19 protein-coding genes are annotated in these 18,027 nt (G+C 56.7%); 13 read left to right on the top strand and 6 right to left on the bottom strand.

The features are described 5' to 3' along the window. The first annotated feature begins 20 nt into the window (after positions 1-20). The 6 genes from yajC (at position 21) to CRO87_RS03160 (ending at position 5,891) form a co-directional block, all read left to right on the top strand. Positions 21-353: a preprotein translocase subunit YajC gene (gene yajC, locus CRO87_RS03135; protein ID WP_097161468.1), complete on the top strand. Its 333-nt coding sequence runs from the start codon at positions 21-23 to the stop codon at positions 351-353. A 27-nt stretch (positions 354-380) separates the two neighbouring features. Further along, on the top strand, positions 381-2,228 hold the full coding sequence (secD, locus tag CRO87_RS03140) for a protein translocase subunit SecD (RefSeq protein ID WP_097161469.1): 1,848 nt from the start codon (positions 381-383) through the stop codon (positions 2,226-2,228). Positions 2,229-2,238: 10 nt separating this feature from the next. Further along, entirely contained in the window at positions 2,239-3,210 is a 972-nt protein-coding gene (gene secF, locus CRO87_RS03145) for a protein translocase subunit SecF (protein WP_097161470.1), read from the top strand. Positions 3,211-3,336: 126 nt separating this feature from the next. Further along, positions 3,337-3,699, top strand: coding sequence for a VOC family protein (locus tag CRO87_RS03150; RefSeq protein WP_097161471.1), 363 nt, complete (start codon positions 3,337-3,339; stop codon positions 3,697-3,699). Positions 3,700-3,714: 15 nt separating this feature from the next. Continuing rightward, positions 3,715-4,413: a YafY family protein gene (locus CRO87_RS03155; RefSeq protein ID WP_097161472.1), complete on the top strand. Its 699-nt coding sequence runs from the start codon at positions 3,715-3,717 to the stop codon at positions 4,411-4,413. A gap of 86 nt (positions 4,414-4,499) precedes the next feature. Beyond that, complete coding sequence (locus tag CRO87_RS03160; protein WP_097161473.1) at positions 4,500-5,891, top strand: M24 family metallopeptidase; 1,392 nt, start codon at positions 4,500-4,502, stop codon at positions 5,889-5,891. A 91-nt stretch (positions 5,892-5,982) separates the two neighbouring features. On the opposite strand, the gene CRO87_RS03165 is transcribed toward CRO87_RS03160, so the two are convergent. Together CRO87_RS03165 and CRO87_RS03170 are read right to left on the bottom strand one after the other, a co-directional pair. Further along, complete coding sequence (locus CRO87_RS03165) at positions 5,983-6,876, bottom strand: nucleoside-specific channel-forming protein Tsx (protein WP_097161669.1); 894 nt, start codon at positions 6,874-6,876, stop codon at positions 5,983-5,985. A gap of 309 nt (positions 6,877-7,185) precedes the next feature. Further along, the gene (locus CRO87_RS03170; protein ID WP_097161474.1) at positions 7,186-7,728 is read right to left on the bottom strand and encodes a DUF3251 domain-containing protein; all 543 of its coding nucleotides are present in this window, start codon (positions 7,726-7,728) and stop codon (positions 7,186-7,188) included. Positions 7,729-7,870: 142 nt separating this feature from the next. Here CRO87_RS03170 and nrdR point away from each other — a divergent pair, with 142 nt between their 5' ends. The 6 genes from nrdR to pgpA all read left to right on the top strand — a co-directional run bounded on the left by nrdR (position 7,871) and on the right by pgpA (position 11,964). Beyond that, on the top strand, positions 7,871-8,320 hold the full coding sequence (gene nrdR, locus CRO87_RS03175; RefSeq protein ID WP_097161475.1) for a transcriptional regulator NrdR: 450 nt from the start codon (positions 7,871-7,873) through the stop codon (positions 8,318-8,320). A 3-nt stretch (positions 8,321-8,323) separates the two neighbouring features. Continuing rightward, the gene (gene ribD / locus CRO87_RS03180; protein WP_097161476.1) at positions 8,324-9,427 is read left to right on the top strand and encodes a bifunctional diaminohydroxyphosphoribosylaminopyrimidine deaminase/5-amino-6-(5-phosphoribosylamino)uracil reductase RibD; all 1,104 of its coding nucleotides are present in this window, start codon (positions 8,324-8,326) and stop codon (positions 9,425-9,427) included. Between the two features lie 88 nt (positions 9,428-9,515). After that, positions 9,516-9,986, top strand: a complete 471-nt coding sequence (ribE, locus tag CRO87_RS03185) for a 6,7-dimethyl-8-ribityllumazine synthase (RefSeq protein ID WP_097161477.1) — start codon at positions 9,516-9,518, stop codon at positions 9,984-9,986. Positions 9,987-10,005: 19 nt separating this feature from the next. Then, a complete protein-coding gene (gene nusB / locus CRO87_RS03190; RefSeq protein ID WP_097161478.1) occupies positions 10,006-10,425 on the top strand; it encodes a transcription antitermination factor NusB in 420 nt (139 codons plus the stop codon). A gap of 71 nt (positions 10,426-10,496) precedes the next feature. Further along, a complete protein-coding gene (gene thiL / locus CRO87_RS03195) occupies positions 10,497-11,471 on the top strand; it encodes a thiamine-phosphate kinase (RefSeq protein ID WP_097161479.1) in 975 nt (324 codons plus the stop codon). Beyond that, entirely contained in the window at positions 11,416-11,964 is a 549-nt protein-coding gene (pgpA, locus tag CRO87_RS03200; protein WP_097161480.1) for a phosphatidylglycerophosphatase A, read from the top strand. Before thiL ends, pgpA begins: the two co-directional genes overlap by 56 nt. A 229-nt stretch (positions 11,965-12,193) precedes the next feature. Here pgpA and CRO87_RS03205 read toward each other — a convergent pair whose 3' ends face one another. The 4 genes from CRO87_RS03205 to xseB are packed head-to-tail and all read right to left on the bottom strand — an operon-like array spanning position 12,194 to position 16,254. Beyond that, positions 12,194-13,168, bottom strand: a complete 975-nt coding sequence (locus CRO87_RS03205; RefSeq protein ID WP_097161481.1) for an aldo/keto reductase — start codon at positions 13,166-13,168, stop codon at positions 12,194-12,196. Between the two features lie 57 nt (positions 13,169-13,225). Continuing rightward, positions 13,226-15,088 (bottom strand): 1-deoxy-D-xylulose-5-phosphate synthase, encoded by a 1,863-nt coding sequence (dxs, locus tag CRO87_RS03210; protein ID WP_097161482.1) that lies wholly within the window; start codon positions 15,086-15,088, stop codon positions 13,226-13,228. A 20-nt stretch (positions 15,089-15,108) separates the two neighbouring features. Beyond that, positions 15,109-16,008 carry a (2E,6E)-farnesyl diphosphate synthase gene (gene ispA / locus CRO87_RS03215; protein ID WP_097161483.1) on the bottom strand — a complete coding sequence of 300 codons (900 nt, stop codon included), beginning with the start codon at positions 16,006-16,008 and terminating at the stop codon, positions 15,109-15,111. A gap of 3 nt (positions 16,009-16,011) precedes the next feature. Then, the gene (xseB, locus tag CRO87_RS03220; protein WP_097161484.1) at positions 16,012-16,254 is read right to left on the bottom strand and encodes an exodeoxyribonuclease VII small subunit; all 243 of its coding nucleotides are present in this window, start codon (positions 16,252-16,254) and stop codon (positions 16,012-16,014) included. 197 nt (positions 16,255-16,451) lie between these two features. Between xseB and thiI the strand changes: the two genes are divergently transcribed. Beyond that, positions 16,452-17,900 carry a tRNA uracil 4-sulfurtransferase ThiI gene (gene thiI, locus CRO87_RS03225; RefSeq protein ID WP_097161485.1) on the top strand — a complete coding sequence of 483 codons (1,449 nt, stop codon included), beginning with the start codon at positions 16,452-16,454 and terminating at the stop codon, positions 17,898-17,900. The last annotated feature ends 127 nt before the right edge of the window (positions 17,901-18,027 follow it).

Raw genomic sequence — 18,027 nt, forward strand, 5'->3', positions numbered from 1 at the left:
TTAATAATGAGGGAAATTCAATGAGCTTTTTTATTTCTGATGCGGTAGCCGCTACCGGTGCACCGGGCCAAAGCAGCCCGATGTCTCTGATCCTGATGCTGGTGGTGTTCGGTCTGATTTTCTACTTCATGATCCTGCGTCCACAGCAGAAGCGTACCAAAGAGCACAAGAAGCTGATGGACTCCATCGCTAAAGGTGATGAAGTGCTGACCAACGGCGGTCTGGTTGGTCGCGTGACCAAAGTCGCTGAAGCAGGCTACATTGCCATCGCGCTGAACGATACCACCGAAGTGGTTATCAAGCGTGACTTCGTCGCTGCCGTGCTGCCGAAAGGCACCATGAAGGCGCTGTAATTTCTTGTTTTCCCAAAGGGAACTGCCGTGTTAAACCGTTATCCTTTGTGGAAGTACATTATGCTGGTCGTCGTGATTCTCGTCGGCCTGCTTTACGCACTTCCCAACCTGTATGGTGAGGATCCGGCTGTTCAAATCACTGGCGTGCGTGGTAACGCCGCCAGTGAGCAAACGCTGATCCAGGTCCAGAACACTTTAGAAAAAGAAAAAATCACCGCGAAGTCTGTGGCACTGGAAGAGGGCGCAATTCTTGCTCGCTTCGACTCCACTGACATCCAGCTGCGCGCGCGTGAAGCGCTGGTAGACGTGCTGGGTGACAAGTATGTCGTGGCGCTTAACCTGGCTCCGGCGACCCCGCGTTGGCTCGCCATGATGAAAGCCGAACCGATGAAGCTCGGCCTTGACCTGCGTGGCGGCGTGCACTTCCTGATGGAAGTGGATATGGACACCGCGCTGGGTAAACTCCAGGAACAAAATATCGATAGCCTGCGCAGCGATCTGCGTGAAAAGGGCATCGGTTATACCACGGTACAGAAAGCCGATAACTACGGTCTGAGCATTACGTTCCGCGACAGCGCGGCACGCGATCAGGCTGTCGACTATCTGACGGCGCGCCATCGTGATTTGGTTATCTCAAGCCAGGGCAGCAATCAGCTGCGCGCGGCGATGACCGACGCACGTCTGAAAGAAGCGCGTGAGTATGCCGTACAGCAGAACATCAACATCCTGCGTAACCGTGTTAACCAGCTGGGCGTTGCCGAGCCGGTAGTACAGCGTCAGGGTGCAGACCGCATTGTGGTTGAACTGCCTGGTATTCAGGACACCGCGCGTGCGAAAGAGATTCTGGGCGCGACCGCGACGCTGGAATTCCGTCTGGTGAACACCAACGTCGATCAGTCTGCTGCCACTTCCGGCCGCGTACCGGGCGACTCTGAGGTGAAGAACACCCGTGAAGGCCAGCCAATTGTGCTGTACAAACGCGTGATCCTGACCGGTGACCACATCACCGATTCCACCTCAAGCCAGGACGAATACAACCAGCCGCAGGTTAACATCTCGCTCGACAGCGCCGGTGGTAACATCATGTCTAACTTCACTAAGGACAACATCGGTAAGCCGATGGCGACCCTGTTCGTGGAGTACAAAGACAGCGGTAAGAAAGATGCGAAGGGCCGTGCCGTACTGGTGAAACAGGAAGAAGTGATTAACGTCGCGAACATCCAGTCTCGCCTGGGCAACAGCTTCCGTATCACCGGGATCAACAACCCGAACGAAGCGCGCCAGCTGTCGCTGCTGCTGCGTGCCGGTGCGCTGATTGCGCCAATTCAGATTGTTGAAGAACGTACCATTGGTCCAACTCTGGGTCTGCAGAACATCAAGCAGGGTCTGGAAGCCTGTCTGGCGGGTCTGGTGGTGTCGATTCTGTTCATGATCTTCTTCTACAAGAAGTTTGGTCTGATCGCGACTTCCGCGCTGATTGCGAACCTGGTGCTGATCGTCGGCATTATGTCGCTGCTGCCGGGGGCCACGCTAAGTATGCCAGGCATTGCGGGTATCGTGTTAACCCTTGCGGTAGCGGTCGATGCTAACGTACTGATTAACGAACGTATTAAGGAAGAGCTCAGCAACGGACGTACCGTTCAGCAGGCGATTGACGAAGGTTACCGTGGCGCATTCAGTTCCATCTTCGATGCGAACATCACCACGCTGATTAAAGTTATCATCCTGTACGCGGTCGGTACCGGTGCAATTAAAGGCTTCGCCATCACTACCGGTATCGGTGTGGCGACTTCCATGTTTACCGCGATCGTCGGCACCCGTGCCATCGTAAACCTGATCTACGGCGGCAAACGCATCAACAAGCTGTCTATCTGAGGAGTGCGTTGTGGCACAGGAATATACTGTTGAACAATTGAACCACGGCCGTAAAGTCTATGACTTTATGCGCTGGGACTTCTGGGCCTTTGCCATATCGGGCCTGTTGCTGGTGGCGTCGATCATCGTGATCGGCGTGCGCGGCTTCAACTGGGGTCTCGACTTCACCGGCGGTACGGTGATTGAAATTACGCTGGAAAAACCAGTGGATATGGAGCAAACGCGCGCCTCGCTTGAAAAAGCAGGCTTCGTTGAGCCACTGGTGCAGAACTTTGGCAGCAGCCACGACATCATGGTGCGCATGCCTCCGGTGAAAACCGAGAGCGGCAGCCAGGAGTTAGGCAGCAAAGTGCTGACCGTGATTAACGAATCCACCTCTCAGAACGCAGCCATCAAGCGTATTGAGTTCGTGGGGCCGAGCGTGGGTGCTGACCTGGCGCAGAGCGGGGCAATGGCGCTGATGGCGGCACTGATCTCCATTCTGGTCTACGTTGGCTTCCGCTTCGAGTGGCGTCTGGCTGCTGGTGTGGTTATCGCGCTTGCGCACGACGTGGTGATCACCATGGGCATTCTCTCGCTGTTCCATATTGAGATTGACCTGACCATCGTCGCGTCGCTGATGTCGGTTATCGGCTACTCGCTGAACGACAGCATCGTGGTCTCGGACCGTATTCGTGAGAACTTCCGCAAGATTCGTCGCGGCACGCCTTACGAGATCTTTAACGTCTCCCTGACCCAGACGCTGCACCGTACGTTGATCACATCCGGTACCACTTTGATGGTTATCCTGATGCTGTTCCTGTTCGGTGGCCCGGTGCTGGAAGGCTTCTCGCTGACCATGCTTATCGGTGTCTCCATCGGTACCGTATCGTCCATCTACGTGGCATCCGCGCTGGCGCTGAAGCTTGGCATGAAGCGCGAACACCTGCTGCAGCAGAAAGTAGAGAAAGAGGGCGCCGACCAGCCTTCCATCCTGCCGTAAGCGCATCAATCCTCCGCTAAACCGCAGCCTTTGTGCTGCGGTTTTTTTTTGCTCCTGCTGACACTATGCTGTCAGTAGCCCTGTTCTATGCTGTCCGGGAACTCACCCATATCCACTGGAGGCTGTATGAACATTATCAACTGGTTTGAAATTCCCGCATCCGACTTTGCCCGTGCCGTAACCTTCTATGAGAAGGTCATGCAGGTTTCCCTGCGTCAGGAAAAAATGGAAGGCGTGGAAATGGCCGTGTTCCCGCATGAGGATCCTGCCCCTGGCGGTGCGGTTGTCAAATTTGAAGCAGTTTCGCCATCAGATCAGGGCTGCGTTATCTACCTGCACACAGACGATTTAAAAGCCACGCTTGAACGCGTAGCTGCAGAGGGCGGGGAATGCGTATTCGGTCCGCTTGCGCTGCCGAATAACATCGGTACGATTGCGCTGTTCCTCGACAGCGAGGGCAATCGCATCGGGCTGCATCAGCCCGCCTGACGCTCAGGAGTCACTATGTCGCGACGCGCCGACCGGTTGTTTCAGATTGTGCAGATCCTTCGAGGCAGAAGGCTGACCACGGCGGCTCTGCTGTCTGAACGGCTTGGGGTGTCGCCCCGCACTATCTACCGCGATATTCAGGATCTGTCGGTTTCCGGCGTGCCGATCGAAGGCGAGGCAGGCGTTGGCTATCGGCTGATGGACGGCTTTCATTTACCGCCGCTGATGCTGACGCCCGCCGAATCGGAAGCGCTGATCGCCGCCACTCGCCTGTTGCGTACCTGGGGTGGGGCGCTGCTGTCATCGGAGCTGGAATCCGCACAGGAAAAGCTGCTGGCCATCCTGCCCGAAGAGAGCCGCCGCAGGGCTGAGCAGTCGCGCATTTTTGCTCCTGATTTTGGCGATCGCGGCTTTTGTAAACAGCGATTTGATGAGGTTCATCGCGCCATCTCCCGACAGGAAGTGCTCGCCCTGCACTATGGCGATGAGGCGGGACAGCTTTCTCAAAGAGACGTTCAGCCGCTGGGGCTTTTCTACTGGGGAGAGAACTGGGTGCTGGCGGCCTGGTGCGAGCGGCGGGAGGATTATCGCAGCTTCCGCCTCGATCGCTGCCTGAGCCTCAACCCGACAGGGCGTCGTTTCGCCGAGCGCGCCGACCGTTCCCTGAACGATTTCCTGCGCAAGGTACGTTGCGAGGACAGGAACTCGCCGTAGTTCAAAGAACGGTAAAAGAGGGAGTGCATTCCTCCAGCGGGCAGGTATGGTAGCGGCATGTTCTTATTACAGGAAGTCACAAGGAAATGACCGTAAACAGACCCGTCACTCTCGCCCCGGTTTCTCAGCCTAAGTGCTGGGCCGAACAACCCTCCGTTATCCTTACCGACGCCACGCTTGCTGAGCGCAAAAGTCGCGTGCTGGAAAGGATGCAGCAGCAGAAAATCGACACGCTGATTGTCTATGCCGACAAAGAGCACGGCGGCAATTTCGAATACCTCACCGGGTTTATCCCTCGTTTTGAAGAAGCGTTGCTGGTGCTGCATCAGGATGGCGAAGCGGGGCTGGTGCTTGGCAATGAAAACCTGAAGCTTGCCCCGCACGCTCGTCTCAAAAACCGCGTCCTGCACGCGCCGTGGTTCTCCCTGCCGAATCAGCCGATGGATAACACGCAGTCTTTGCCTGAAACCCTGCGGGCGGCGGGTATTATGGCGAATAAAAGTCTGGGGCTGGCAGGCTGGAAGCTGTTCACCGGGCAGAATGACAACGTGCGGCAGATGTTCGACATGCCTGCTTTCATTGTGGATGCCATTCGTGAGGCCGCTCCGGAGGCAGAACTGCGCAACGCGACGGGCGTATTTATCTCTCCGGCCTACGGAGCGCGCGTAATCAATAACGCCAATGAGCTTGCCCATTACGAATACGGTGCAAACCTGGCATCAACGGCGATCCTTCGGGCGCTGAATGCGGTGGAGCCTGGGAAAACCGAGAAGCAGATTGCCAGCCTGCTTGCGGCAGACGGGCAGCTTAATAACGTTGTGACCATCGCCGCGACAGGCGATCGTTTTGCGCATGCGAACCTCTATCCTTCCGATAAGCAGATTCAGCAGGGCGATAAATTCTCCCTGACCGTCAGCTATAAGGGCGGCCTCAGCAGCCGCGCGGCTTACGTCGTGGAAAACGAGACGCAGCTGCCCGAAGCCGTCAGTGATTATCTGGACGTGGTCGCAATCCCTTACTTTCGCGCGGTGGCGACCTGGCTGGAGAACATCCATCCGGGCATGACGGGCGGGGAGCTGTATCAGGTGATCGAGGACGTGTTGCCGAAAGCCGACTATCACTGGCATCTCAATCCGGGGCATCTGGTGGCGGACGAAGAGTGGCTCTGCTCGCCGGTGTCTGCCGGGTCTGACATTCTGCTTGCCAGCGGTATGCTGCTGCAAATCGACATCATCCCTTCTCGCGCAGGTTATGCGGGTGCGAGCATTGAAGACACCGTGGCGCTGGCCGATGAAGCTCTGCGCGAACAGCTTGCTGCTGAATACCCGCAACTCTGGGCGCGCGTGCAGGCAAGGCGCAATTGGCTTCAGAAAGAGGTGGGGATTAGCTTACCGGAGTGCGTGTTACCGTTCTCCAACACCGTCGGGTATTTGCGGCCGTGGCTGCTGGATCAGAGTAAAGCGTTGAGTCTCAAGTAATTAAATTGCCCGGTGGCGCAAGCTTACCGGGCCTACGGTTGGGTTTTGTAGGCCGGGCAAAGCGAAGCTGCCGCCCGGCAAACAGGGGTTATCAGAAGTTGTAACCCACGACCAGGTAACCACCCCAGCCGGTAGAGCGGACGTTGAAGTTGCCGTCACCAAAGTTCAGGCTTGCATCGTCGTTCCACTGGCCACCGTTGTGCCAGTAACGGGCTACCACAGAGTAGTGCCAGTGATCGTAGTTCAGCGCCAGGATGTGGCTGGAGGCGATGGAGTTGTTGGTGCGCGCCTTGTTGCCGTTCAGATCGCGGAAATCTTCGTCGCCGAGGTCTGAACCCCAGTCAAAGTTGGTGAAGCCGATATAGCTCAGCTGGCCGCCCCACATCTGGGTGATTGGCACGAAGTATTTCACCTTGAAGCGGTAACCGTCCCACTCGTTTTCGTTCGCTGCGCCGTAGTTCTGCCACTGATATTTGGCATACACGTTCAGAGAGAGGCTCATTGGCAGGCCGGTGTCGATATCGGTCCCCAGACCCATGTACCAGGTGCTCTGCTTGCTGGCATCGTTGCCGTGCGCGCCCATGTCATAGATGTAGTTGTTCGCGAAGTACCACTCTTTGAACGGGCCGAACGCCAGGCTGGTGCCGGTCAGTTTGTCGATGGAGAAGCGCGGTTCAATCTCCATGAACATGCGTGAGCCATCATCCCAGATGCCGGTGTCGTTGCCGTTACCTGCGCCGAAAGTTTTTGGAATATCAATGTAGCCGTAGAAATCAAACCAGTCTTTCTTCGCAAACGCTTCGTACTCGAGGTAGACGTCGTTATTGATTTTTGGTCCGAAGCGGGTGTGGTAGCTGCCAACCACGTTGACGCTCTGGTGCCACCAGTCAGAAACGTATTCTGGTTTGCTGTTTTCTGCAGCGCTTGCGGTGAAAGACGTAGAAAGTGCGAGTGCTGCACCTGCTGCAAGTAATGTTTTTTTCATCATGATGCCACTTATTGATATCCCTTTCGGGGAGTGAAAAGAGTCGCTGGAGCGTTTCTAAATGTAACCATTTTCTGCGAGGCCTATTATAAGAATCATTGCTCACAAAAATATGTGGTGTTTCACAGTTTTCTCAAATACGTAATCGATTGCGTTCACGTTTGCGTACATTGCCGGCGGGGATTGTACGGATTATCACAAATGTTTCCAGGGTTTTCTGAAAAACGGAAAGGATGACGGAAGATGTCGAAAGGTGTTCGAAAGGACTCAAAAGGAGCCGGATAACGGGCGCTATCCGGCAACAAACGCTTACTGTGTATTGACGGGCTGAATGTCGTGGATGCGCACAAACACCGGCTGCTTAGGATCGCTGCCGCTCAGCTGGAGTGGAATATCCACATCGCTCGGGGCCAGGATGCTCGCCGGGGCGTTAATCAGCTGGTTTTTAACATTCACTTCCTGATAGCTGTCGGTCGTGCCCTGAATCACGCCCCATTCGACGGTGCCGCTAAACGCAGGCAGCGGATCGTTGGATTCACCCTGAATACGCAGCGTGGCGCACAGGCCATCGGCGTTTGGCGCGATATTGATGAGCGACATTTTCAGGGTGCCAATCTGGCTCTCCAGGCGGGCCGGTGTGTTAGACCCTGGCAGCAGATACACGCCGCTCGACGATTTCGCATTCAGTGAATTCTGCTGAGTGATTTTCACCGTTGCCTGGTTGAGTTTGCTCATGTCCTGATTCAGCGCGCTGACGCTCTGCTGCATCTGACGAACTTCCTGCTGCTGTGCGCAGGCGCTAAGGGTGAACAGGCTGCCCAGCGCCAGAATTCGAACAAAACGTCTTGTCATTGTTAGGGTTCCTTTTCAGTGTTGTTGGGGCTAATGGTAGCAGCCTCTTCCTGAAAGCCATCGGGTGTTTGTCTCAAAATGACGCAGCCGTGCGGGTCGTGGTAAAATAGAAAAATGTCACACTTCTTCGTCAGGACGCGCCATGCATTGCCCATTTTGTTTCGCCGTAGATACCAAAGTGATCGACTCCCGTCTTGTTGGGGAAGGATCGTCCGTACGCCGTCGTCGCCAGTGCCTGGTCTGTAACGAACGCTTCACCACTTTTGAAGTGGCAGAACTCGTTATGCCGCGGGTGGTGAAAAGCAACGATGTCCGCGAGCCTTTTAATGAAGACAAACTGCGCAGCGGCCTGCAAAAAGCGCTGGAAAAGCGCCCGGTGAGTTCAGATGACGTCGAAATGGCGGTCAATCACATAAAATCTCAGCTGCGTGCCACCGGCGAACGCGAAATACCGAGCAAGCAGATCGGCAACCTGGTGATGGAGCAGTTGAAAAAACTCGATAAAGTCGCCTACATCCGCTTTGCCTCCGTTTACCGCAGCTTCGAAGACATCAAAGAATTTGGCGAAGAGATCGCCCGCCTACAGGACTGACCCATGCTTGATGAAATGTATATGGCGCGAGCCCTGAAGCTGGCAGCCCAGGGGCGTTTTACCACTCATCCTAACCCGCGCGTCGGCTGCGTTATCGTGAACGATGGCGTCATCGTCGGTGAAGGGGCGCATTATCGTGCCGGAGAACCGCACGCGGAAGTGCATGCCCTGCGTATGGCAGGTGAAAAAGCGAAAGGTGCCACGGCTTATGTGACCCTCGAACCGTGCAGCCATCATGGCCGCACGCCGCCTTGCTGCGAGGCGCTGATTGCCGCAGGCGTCAGCCGTGTGGTGGCCGCCATGCAGGATCCAAACCCGCAGGTGGCAGGGCGCGGTCTGTATCGTCTGCAACAGGAAGGCATTGAAGTCAGCCACGGGCTGATGATGAGCGAAGCCGAAGCGCTCAACAAAGGCTTTCTGAAGCGCATGCGCACCGGTTTTCCTTATATTCAGCTCAAGCTCGGCGCCTCTCTCGACGGGCGCACGGCAATGGCGAGCGGCGAGAGTCAGTGGATAACCTCCCCACAGGCACGCCGCGACGTGCAGCGTCTGCGTGCCGAAAGCCACGCAATTTTAACCAGCAGCGCCACGGTGCTGGCGGATAACCCGGCGCTGACCGTGCGTTGGGAAGAACTCAACGAAGACGTTAAGGCTGGCTACCCGCAGGAGAATCTGCGTCAGCCCTTGCGTATCGTGCTCGACAGGCTGAATCAGGTCACGCCGGACCACCGCATCGTGCAGCAACCTGGCGAAACCTGGTTTGCCCGCACGCAAAATGACGATCGCCAGTGGCCGGAAAACGTGCGTACCCTGAATATTCCGGAGCACAACGGCCATCTCGATTTAGTCCTGCTGATGATGCAGCTGGGCAAACAGCAAATTAACAGCATCTGGGTGGAGGCGGGGCCGACGCTTGCCGGGGCGCTGCTCCAGGCAGGCCTCGTCGATGAGCTGATTGTTTACGTTGCGCCTAAACTGTTAGGCAGCGACGCGCGGGGGTTATGTGTCCTGCCAGGGCTTGAGAAACTGGCCGATGCACCCCAATTCAGTTTCAGCGAGATACGCCACGTTGGCCCGGATCTCTGTCTGCATTTAAGACCGGCGTAAGTTGCTCTCAATAACCGAAGCAGCGCGCGAAATATTATGATAAAATCCGCCCCCCTCATGGGGTAAGTCGAATCCCAAAAGGAAAAGTATGAACATTATCGAAGCTAACGTAGCGGCACCTGAAGCCCGCGTCGCCATCACCATTGCGCGTTTTAACAACTTCATCAACGACAGCCTGCTGGAAGGTGCGGTTGACGCCCTGAAGCGCATTGGCCAGGTGAATGACAAAAACATTACCGTTGTCTGGGTTCCGGGCGCGTACGAACTGCCGCTGGCAGCAGGCGCACTGGCGAAGACCGGTAAATATGACGCAGTGATCGCGCTGGGCACCGTAATTCGTGGCGGTACTGCTCACTTTGAATATGTCGCCGGTGGAGCAAGCAATGGCCTGCTGCACGTTGCGCAGGACAGTGAAATTCCGGTTGCCTTCGGCGTTCTGACCACCGAAAGCATCGAACAAGCCATCGAACGCGCTGGCACCAAGGCCGGTAACAAAGGTGCAGAAGCTGCACTGACCGCGCTGGAAATGATTAATGTATTGAAGGCCATCAAGGCCTGAATTTTGTAAGGGGAATTCCGTGAAACCTGCTGCTCGTCGCCGCGCCCGTGAGTGCGCTGTCCAGGCGCTTTACTCCTGGCAGTTGTCCCATAACGACATCTCTGATGTTGAATACCAGTTCCTGGCGGAACAGGACGTGAAAGACGTCGACGTTGTGTACTTCCGCGAACTGCTGTCCGGAGTGGCGACCAACAGCGCATATCTTGACGGCCTGATGAAGCCGTACCTGTCCCGTCTGCTCGAAGAGCTGGGCCAGGTGGAGAAAGCCGTGCTGCGCATTGCGCTGTTCGAACTGGCAAAACGCGATGATGTGCCGTACAAAGTGGCCATCAACGAAGCTATCGAACTGGCGAAAACCTTCGGCGCTGAAGACAGCCACAAGTTTGTTAACGGCGTGCTGGACAAAGCAGCTCCGGTCATCCGTCCCCGCAAGAAGTAATCTGTTTAGCCGACGTTAACGGGCACTCCGTTATCGTCGGCTTTCTCTTTTCCCGGCTCGAGGCATGACCTATGGCTTGCGGCGAATTTTCTCTCATTGCCCGTTATTTTGATCGCGTCAGAAGCTCCCGACTGGATGTCGAAACAGGCATTGGCGACGACTGCGCACTTCTCAACGTTCCCGAAAAGCAAACCCTGGCGATCAGCACCGATACGCTGGTGTCGGGCATTCATTTCCTCCCGGATATCGATCCTGCTGATTTAGCGCGAAAGGCGCTGGCGGTGAACCTAAGCGATCTCGCTGCCATGGGGGCCGATCCGGCGTGGCTCACGCTGGCATTAACGTTACCTGATGTTGATGAAGCCTGGCTTGCCGCCTTCAGCGACAGCCTGTTCGAACAGCTCAATTACTACGATATGCAGCTGATCGGCGGTGACACCACCAAAGGGCCGCTGTCGATGACGCTCGGCATCCACGGCTTTGTGCCGGAAGGGCGTGCGCTGAAGCGTTCTGGTGCGAAGCCAGGCGACTGGATTTATGTCACCGGCACGCCGGGCGACAGCGCGGCAGGGCTGGCAATTTTGCAGGATCGCTTACGCGTTCAGCCGCAGGAAGACGCGGACTATCTGGTGAAACGTCACCTGCATCCAACCCCGCGTATTCTCACAGGGCAGGCACTGCGCAATCTTGCGAACGCCGCCATTGATATCTCCGACGGCCTGATTTCTGACCTCGGCCATATCCTGAAGGCCAGCGAATGCGGCGCGCGTATCGATCTCGATCTGCTGCCATACTCAGAAGCAATGAAGCGCCACGTAGAGCCAGAGCAGGCGCTGCGCTGGGCGCTTTCCGGCGGCGAAGATTATGAACTGTGCTTTACCGTGCCAGAGCTGAATCGCGGTGCGCTGGACGTGGCGCTCGGTCATTTCGGCATGAACTATACCTGCATCGGCCAAATCAGTGCCGACGTGGAAGGCCTGCATTTTCAGCGTGACGGCAAGCCAGTCACGCTCGACTGGAAGGGGTACGATCATTTTGCGCAGTAAAGACGTAGCCAAAAGCCGCCTGAACCTGCTGAATCCCTGGCATCTGTTAGCCACCGGTTTCGGCAGCGGGCTAAGCCCAATTATGCCCGGTACGGCAGGATCGATTGCCGCTATTCCCTTCTGGTACCTGATGACCTTCCTGCCGTGGCAGCTCTATTCGCTGGTGGTGATGCTCGGGATCTGCATTGGCGTCTACATTTGTCATCGCACGGCGAAAGACATGGGCGTGCACGATCACGGCAGCATCGTCTGGGATGAGTTTATCGGCATGTGGATAACGCTGATGGCGCTGCCCACCAACGCCTGGCAGTGGGTTGCCATCGGGTTTGTGCTGTTCCGCATTTTCGACATGTGGAAGCCGTGGCCAATCCGCTGGTTTGATCGCAACGTGCACGGCGGAATGGGGATCATGGTCGATGACATTATCGCCGGCGTGATTGCCGCCGCGATGCTGTATGTGATTGGTCACCACTGGCCAATTGGGATTATTTAGCGCTCAGACCCTCACCCCGGCCCTCTCCCTGAAAGGGAGAGGGAGAAAAACAGGCGTTTCAGAAGGTTCGTTCGATGCCCTCGCCCCTTCGGGGATAGGGAGAAAAACAGGCGTTTCAGAGGGTTCGATCGATCCCCTCGCCCCTTTGGGGAGAGGGAGAAAAACAGGCGTTTCAGAGGGGTCGTTCGATCCCCTCGCCCCTTCGGGGAGAGGGTTAGGGTGAGGGGAGCTACTTAAACCCTACCACCGGATGCGGCTGATAAGGCGTTTCCAGCTCGGCGATCTGCTCCGGTTTCAGCGTAATATCTACCGCGTTCAGCAAATCATCCAATTGCTCTTCTCTGGAGGTGCCGATGATCGGTGCCGCCACGCCAGGCTTGCTCAACAGCCATGCCAGCGCAACCTGCGCCCTTGAAACATCCAGCTCTTCTGCAATTGCCGCCAGACGTTCGGCGATCTGCGCGTCGTTAGCTTCAGTCGTACTGTAGAGCGTTTTACCAAACTCATCGGACACCACGCGGGCCGTTGTTTCGCCCCACGGACGGGTCAAACGACCGCGCGCCAGCGGACTCCATGGAATTACCGCCACGCCTTCGCTGTAGCACAGCGGCAGCATCTCACGCTCTTCTTCACGGTAGATGAGGTTGTAGTGATCCTGCATGGTGACAAAGCGCGCCCAGCCGTGCTGCTTCTGTAAATCCAGCGCCTGGGCAAACTGTGAGGCGTGCATGGACGATGCGCCGATGTAGCGTGCTTTCCCGGCTTTCACCACGTCATTCAGCGCTTCGAGCGTCTCTTCAATCGGCGTGTTGTAGTCCCAACGGTGAATTTGCAGCAGGTCGACGTACTCCATGCCCAGGCGCTTCAGGCTGTCGTCAATTGAGCGCAGAATTTGCGTCCGGGAAAGCCCCTGCGGCAGGTCTTGCGTCTGGTGGTAAACCTTGGTCGCGACCACCACGTCTTCACGGCGGGCGAAATCCTTCAGGGCGCGGCCGACAATCTCTTCGCTGCTGCCGTCGGAATAGCTGTTGGCGGTGTCGAAGAAGTTAATGCCGCCCTCAAGGGCGTGTTTGATGATCGGGCGGCTGCTCTCTTCCGGCAGCGTCCAGGCGTGATTGCCGCGATCGGGCTCGCCAAAGGTCATACAGCCGAGGCACAAGCGGGAAACGTTAAGGTCAGTCGTTCCTAATTTGTTGTATTGCATGGTTCCACTCCTGCGATGAATATCCTTTAAGCATAGCAGGAGCGGAAAGGGGGAAGGTCAGGCGAGCCAGGCGGTGATTTTTGCTTCGATGCCTGCGGCGTCGAGACCGATAGCCGCACGCGCTTCTTCCTGTGTGCCTTGTGGAATGAAGAAGTCCGGCAGGCCGAGGTTCAGCACGGGCACCGGTTTGCGGTGTGCCATCAGCACTTCGTTCACGCCGCTGCCTGCGCCGCCCATAATGGCGTTCTCTTCCAGCGTCACCAGCACGTCGTGTTGCGCGGCCATCTCCAGAATCAGCGTTTCATCCAGCGGCTTCACAAAGCGCATATCGACGAGCGTGGCATTGAGGTTGTTCGCCACAATGTCGGCATCTGCCAGCAGGGTGCCGAAGTTCAGAATGGCGATTTTCTCACCCTGACGCTTAACAATGCCTTTGCCGAGCGGCAATTTTTCCAGCGGTTTCAGCTCAGCACCCGTGCCGCTGCCGCGCGGATAACGCACCGCGCTTGGGCCTTCGCTGTGGTGATAGCCGGTAAAGAGCATCTGGCGGCATTCGTTTTCATCGCTTGGGGTCATGATGACCATGTCCGGGATGCAGCGCAGATAGGAGAGATCGAACGCGCCCTGGTGCGTCTGGCCGTCGGCACCGACGATACCCGCGCGGTCGATAGCAAACAGCACCGGCAGCTTCTGAATGGCAACGTCATGGATAACCTGATCGTAGGCGCGTTGCAGGAAGGTGGAATAAATCGCCACCACCGGCTTGTAGCCGCCAATCGCCAGGCCTGCGGCGAAGGTGACCGAATGCTGCTCGGCAATTGCCACGTCGAAATACTGGTCAGGGAATTTTTTGGAAAATTCGACCATGCCTGAGCCTTCACGCATCGCAGGCGTGATGGCCATCAGCTTGTTGTCTTTTGCTGCCGTCTCACACAGCCAGTCGCCGAAGATTTTCGAATAACCCGGCAGGCCGCCGCTGCTTTTCGGCAGCACGCCGCTGGTGTGATCGAATTTTGGTACGGCGTGGAAGGTGATCGGGTCTTTTTCCGCAGGCTCATAACCCCGGCCTTTCTTGGTCATGATGTGCAGGAACTGTGGGCCTTTCAGGTCGCGCATATTCTTCAGCGTGCTGACCAGACCCAGCACATCGTGACCGTCGACCGGGCCGATGTAATTAAAGCCCAGCTCTTCAAACAGCGTGCCTGGCACAACCATGCCTTTGATGTGCTCTTCGGTACGCTTGAGCAGCTCTTTGATTGGCGGCACGCCGGAGAAGACTTTCTTACCGCCTTCGCGCAGTGAGGAGTAGAGCTTGCCGGAGAGCAGCTGTGCCAGATGGTTATTCAGCGCGCCGACGTTCTCGGAGATAGACATTTCGTTATCGTTAAGGATAACCAGCATGTCTGGCTTGATGTCGCCCGCGTGGTTCATGGCTTCAAACGCCATGCCTGCGGTGATCGCCCCGTCGCCAATCACACAGACGGTGCGGCGCTGTTTGGCTTCTTTCTCTGCGGCGACGGCAATGCCGATCCCGGCGGAGATGGAGGTCGATGAGTGGCCGACGCTCAGCACGTCATACTCGCTTTCACCGCGCCACGGGAACGGATGCAGGCCGCCTTTCTGGCGAATGGTGCCGATACGGTCGCGGCGTCCGGTCAAAATTTTGTGCGGATAAGCCTGATGGCCCACGTCCCAGATAAGCTTATCGAACGGGGTGTTGTAGACGTAGTGCAGCGCCACGGTGAGTTCCACCGTGCCAAGCCCGGAGGCGAAGTGTCCGCTGGAGCGGCTCACGCTGTCGAGCAGGTAGCGACGCAGTTCGTCGCAGAGCTTCGGCAGGCTCTCTTTAGGCAACAGACGCAGTTCCTGAGTGGATTCCACCAGCGCCAGCGTCGGGTATTTGGCAATATCAAAACTCATCGGTAGCTCGTAAGGTATTATTATTTATCGCGCTGAATAATGTAATTCGCTAGCGCTTCCAGTGCCGTGGTGTCCAGAGACTGCGCGGCCAGTACCGTTAACGACTGGCGGGCCTCTTCAATGAGATCACGGGCTTTACTTTGGGCTTGCTCAAGTCCCAACAGGGCAGGGTAGGTGCTTTTGCCTAACTGCTGATCGGCACCCTGGCGTTTGCCAAGGGTCGCAGTATCCCCTACCACATCCAGAATGTCATCCTGCACCTGGAAGGCGAGGCCAATGCACTCGGCGTATTTGTCGAGCACCGGCAGGGCCGCCAGGCCTTTTTCACCTGCGCTGAGTGCGCCAAGGCGAACGGCTGAGCGAATCAGCGCCCCGGTTTTATGGCGATGAATGCGCTCGAGCGCCTGCAAATCAACCTGCTTGCCTTCGGCTTCCAGATCCAGAGCCTGACCGCCGCACATGCCCGCCACGCCGCTGGCCTGCGCCAGTTCGGAAACCATCTTCAGACGGAACGCATCGGCCACTTCCGGCATGGGCGCATCACTCAGTATAGAAAAGGCCAGCGTTTGCAGCGCGTCTCCGGCCAGAATCGCGTTCGCTTCGCCGTATTTAATATGGCAGGTTGGCTGGCCACGGCGCAGATCGTCATCGTCCATCGCCGGTAAATCGTCGTGAATCAGTGAATAAGCGTGAATGCATTCCACTGCCGCCGCAGGCGCATCCAGCGTGGAGAGGCTGACGTCAAACATGCGGCCCGTGGCGTACACCAAAAATGGACGCAGACGCTTACCGCCCAAGAGTGCGCCATAGTGCATGGCTTCGACCAGTGGAGTGTTCTGAAAAGGCTGCGGCGCAATAAACTGGCGCAGCGCTTCGTTAGCCCGCTCTACGCAGGCCTGTAACTGTTGCGGAAAATCCATCTTTTACTCGGCGTCCGGCGTGAAGGGAGTCAGCGGGGCTTCTTCGTTATCGGCCAGCAGGATTTGCACACGCTGCTCGGCCTGCTGCAGTTTCACCTGGCCCTGACGCGCCAGCTGCACGCCGCGCTCAAACTCATTCAGCGCATCTTCCAGCGGCAGGTCGCCATTTTCAAGGCGGGAAACAATCTGCTCAAGTTCAGTCAGTGCACTTTCAAAGGTGGCTGGCGCTTCATTTTTCTTCGGCATAGTGAATGTTTGACTCTGTTGTATCGCGACTTGCCTATGGTAGCGAAGTCCTCGGGCATATGAAATAACGCATAATGGTAACGCGCAGGTTGACCTCGATGGTGGTATACTTCCGCGCCTGGATGCAGCCGGGAAGTCATGGCTGCTGTATTTTATTCTACAGACCCCATCGGGGTTGCCAACGAACCATTGCCGCCATGAAGTTTATCATTAAATTGTTCCCGGAAATCACCATCAAGAGCCAATCTGTGCGCATACGCTTTATAAAGATGCTCACCGGGAACATTCGTAACGTGCTGAAGCACTATGACGAGACGCTCGCCGTTGTTCGTCACTGGGATCACATCGAAGTTCGTGCCAAAGATGAAAACCAGCGTCCGGTTATCCGTGATGCGCTGACCCGCATTCCCGGCATCCACCACATTCTGGAAGTGGAAGATGTGCCGTTCACTTCCCTGCACGATATTTTCGAGCAGACGCTGCCGCTGTGGCGCGAAAAGCTGGAAGGCAAATCTTTCTGCGTGCGCGTAAAACGTCGCGGCAAGCATGAGTTTACCTCCATCGAAGTGGAACGTTACGTGGGCGGCGGTCTGAACCAGCACATCGAAACGGCCCGCGTGAAGCTGACCGACCCGGACGTTACCGTGCATCTGGAGATCGAAAACGATCGCCTGCTGCTGGTGAAAGGCCGCTACGAAGGCATCGGCGGTTTCCCAATCGGCACCCAGGAAGACGTGCTGTCGCTGATCTCCGGCGGCTTCGACTCCGGCGTTTCCAGCTATATGCTGATTCGTCGCGGCTGTCGCGTGCACTACTGCTTCTTCAACCTCGGCGGCGCGGCGCACGAAATCGGCGTTCGTCAGGTGGCACACTACCTGTGGAACCGCTATGGCAGTTCCCACAAAGTGCGTTTCGTGGCGATCAACTTCGAGCCTGTTGTCGGCGAAATTCTTGAGAAAGTCGACGACGGCCAGATGGGCGTAGTACTGAAACGTATGATGATGCGCGCCGCTTCTCAGGTGGCAGAGCGCTACGGCGTGCAGGCGCTGGTTACCGGCGAAGCGCTGGGCCAGGTGTCCAGCCAGACGCTGACCAACCTGCGTCTGATCGACAACGTCTCCGACACGCTGATCCTGCGCCCGCTGATTTCTCACGATAAAGAGCACATCATCGACCTGGCGCGTGAAATCGGTACCGAAGATTTCGCCCGCACCATGCCGGAATACTGCGGCGTGATTTCGAAGAGCCCGACCGTGAAAGCGGTGAAGGCGAAGATTGAAGCCGAAGAGCAGAACTTCGATTTCGCGATCCTCGACAAAGTCGTGGCGGAAGCGAGCAACGTTGATATTCGTACAATCGCCGAGCGGACCAGCGAAGAAGTGGTGGAAGTGGAAACCGTCAGCGGTTTTGGCGCCAACGACGTGATCCTCGACATTCGCTCCATCGACGAGCAGGACGAGAAGCCGCTGAAGGTGGAAGGTGTGGAAATCGCTTCGCTGCCGTTCTACAAGCTGAGCACCAAGTTTGGCGATCTGGATCAGAGCAAAACGTACCTGCTGTGGTGCGAGCGTGGCGTGATGAGTCGCCTGCAGGCGCTGTACCTGCGCGAGCAGGGCTTTGCGAACGTGAAGGTTTATCGTCCGTAGCAAACTGAGCTGACCCTCTCCCTCAAGGGAGAGGGATTGTCCGGAGTAGGTTGCCCCTCTCTCCCAGTGCGAGAGGGTTGGGGTGAGGGCATCAGACCGCACCTTATTTCAAATTGCCCGGCGGCAC

This window comes from Enterobacter sp. CC120223-11 (assembly GCF_900215375.1).
Classification (GTDB): Bacteria; Pseudomonadota; Gammaproteobacteria; order Enterobacterales; family Enterobacteriaceae; genus Scandinavium.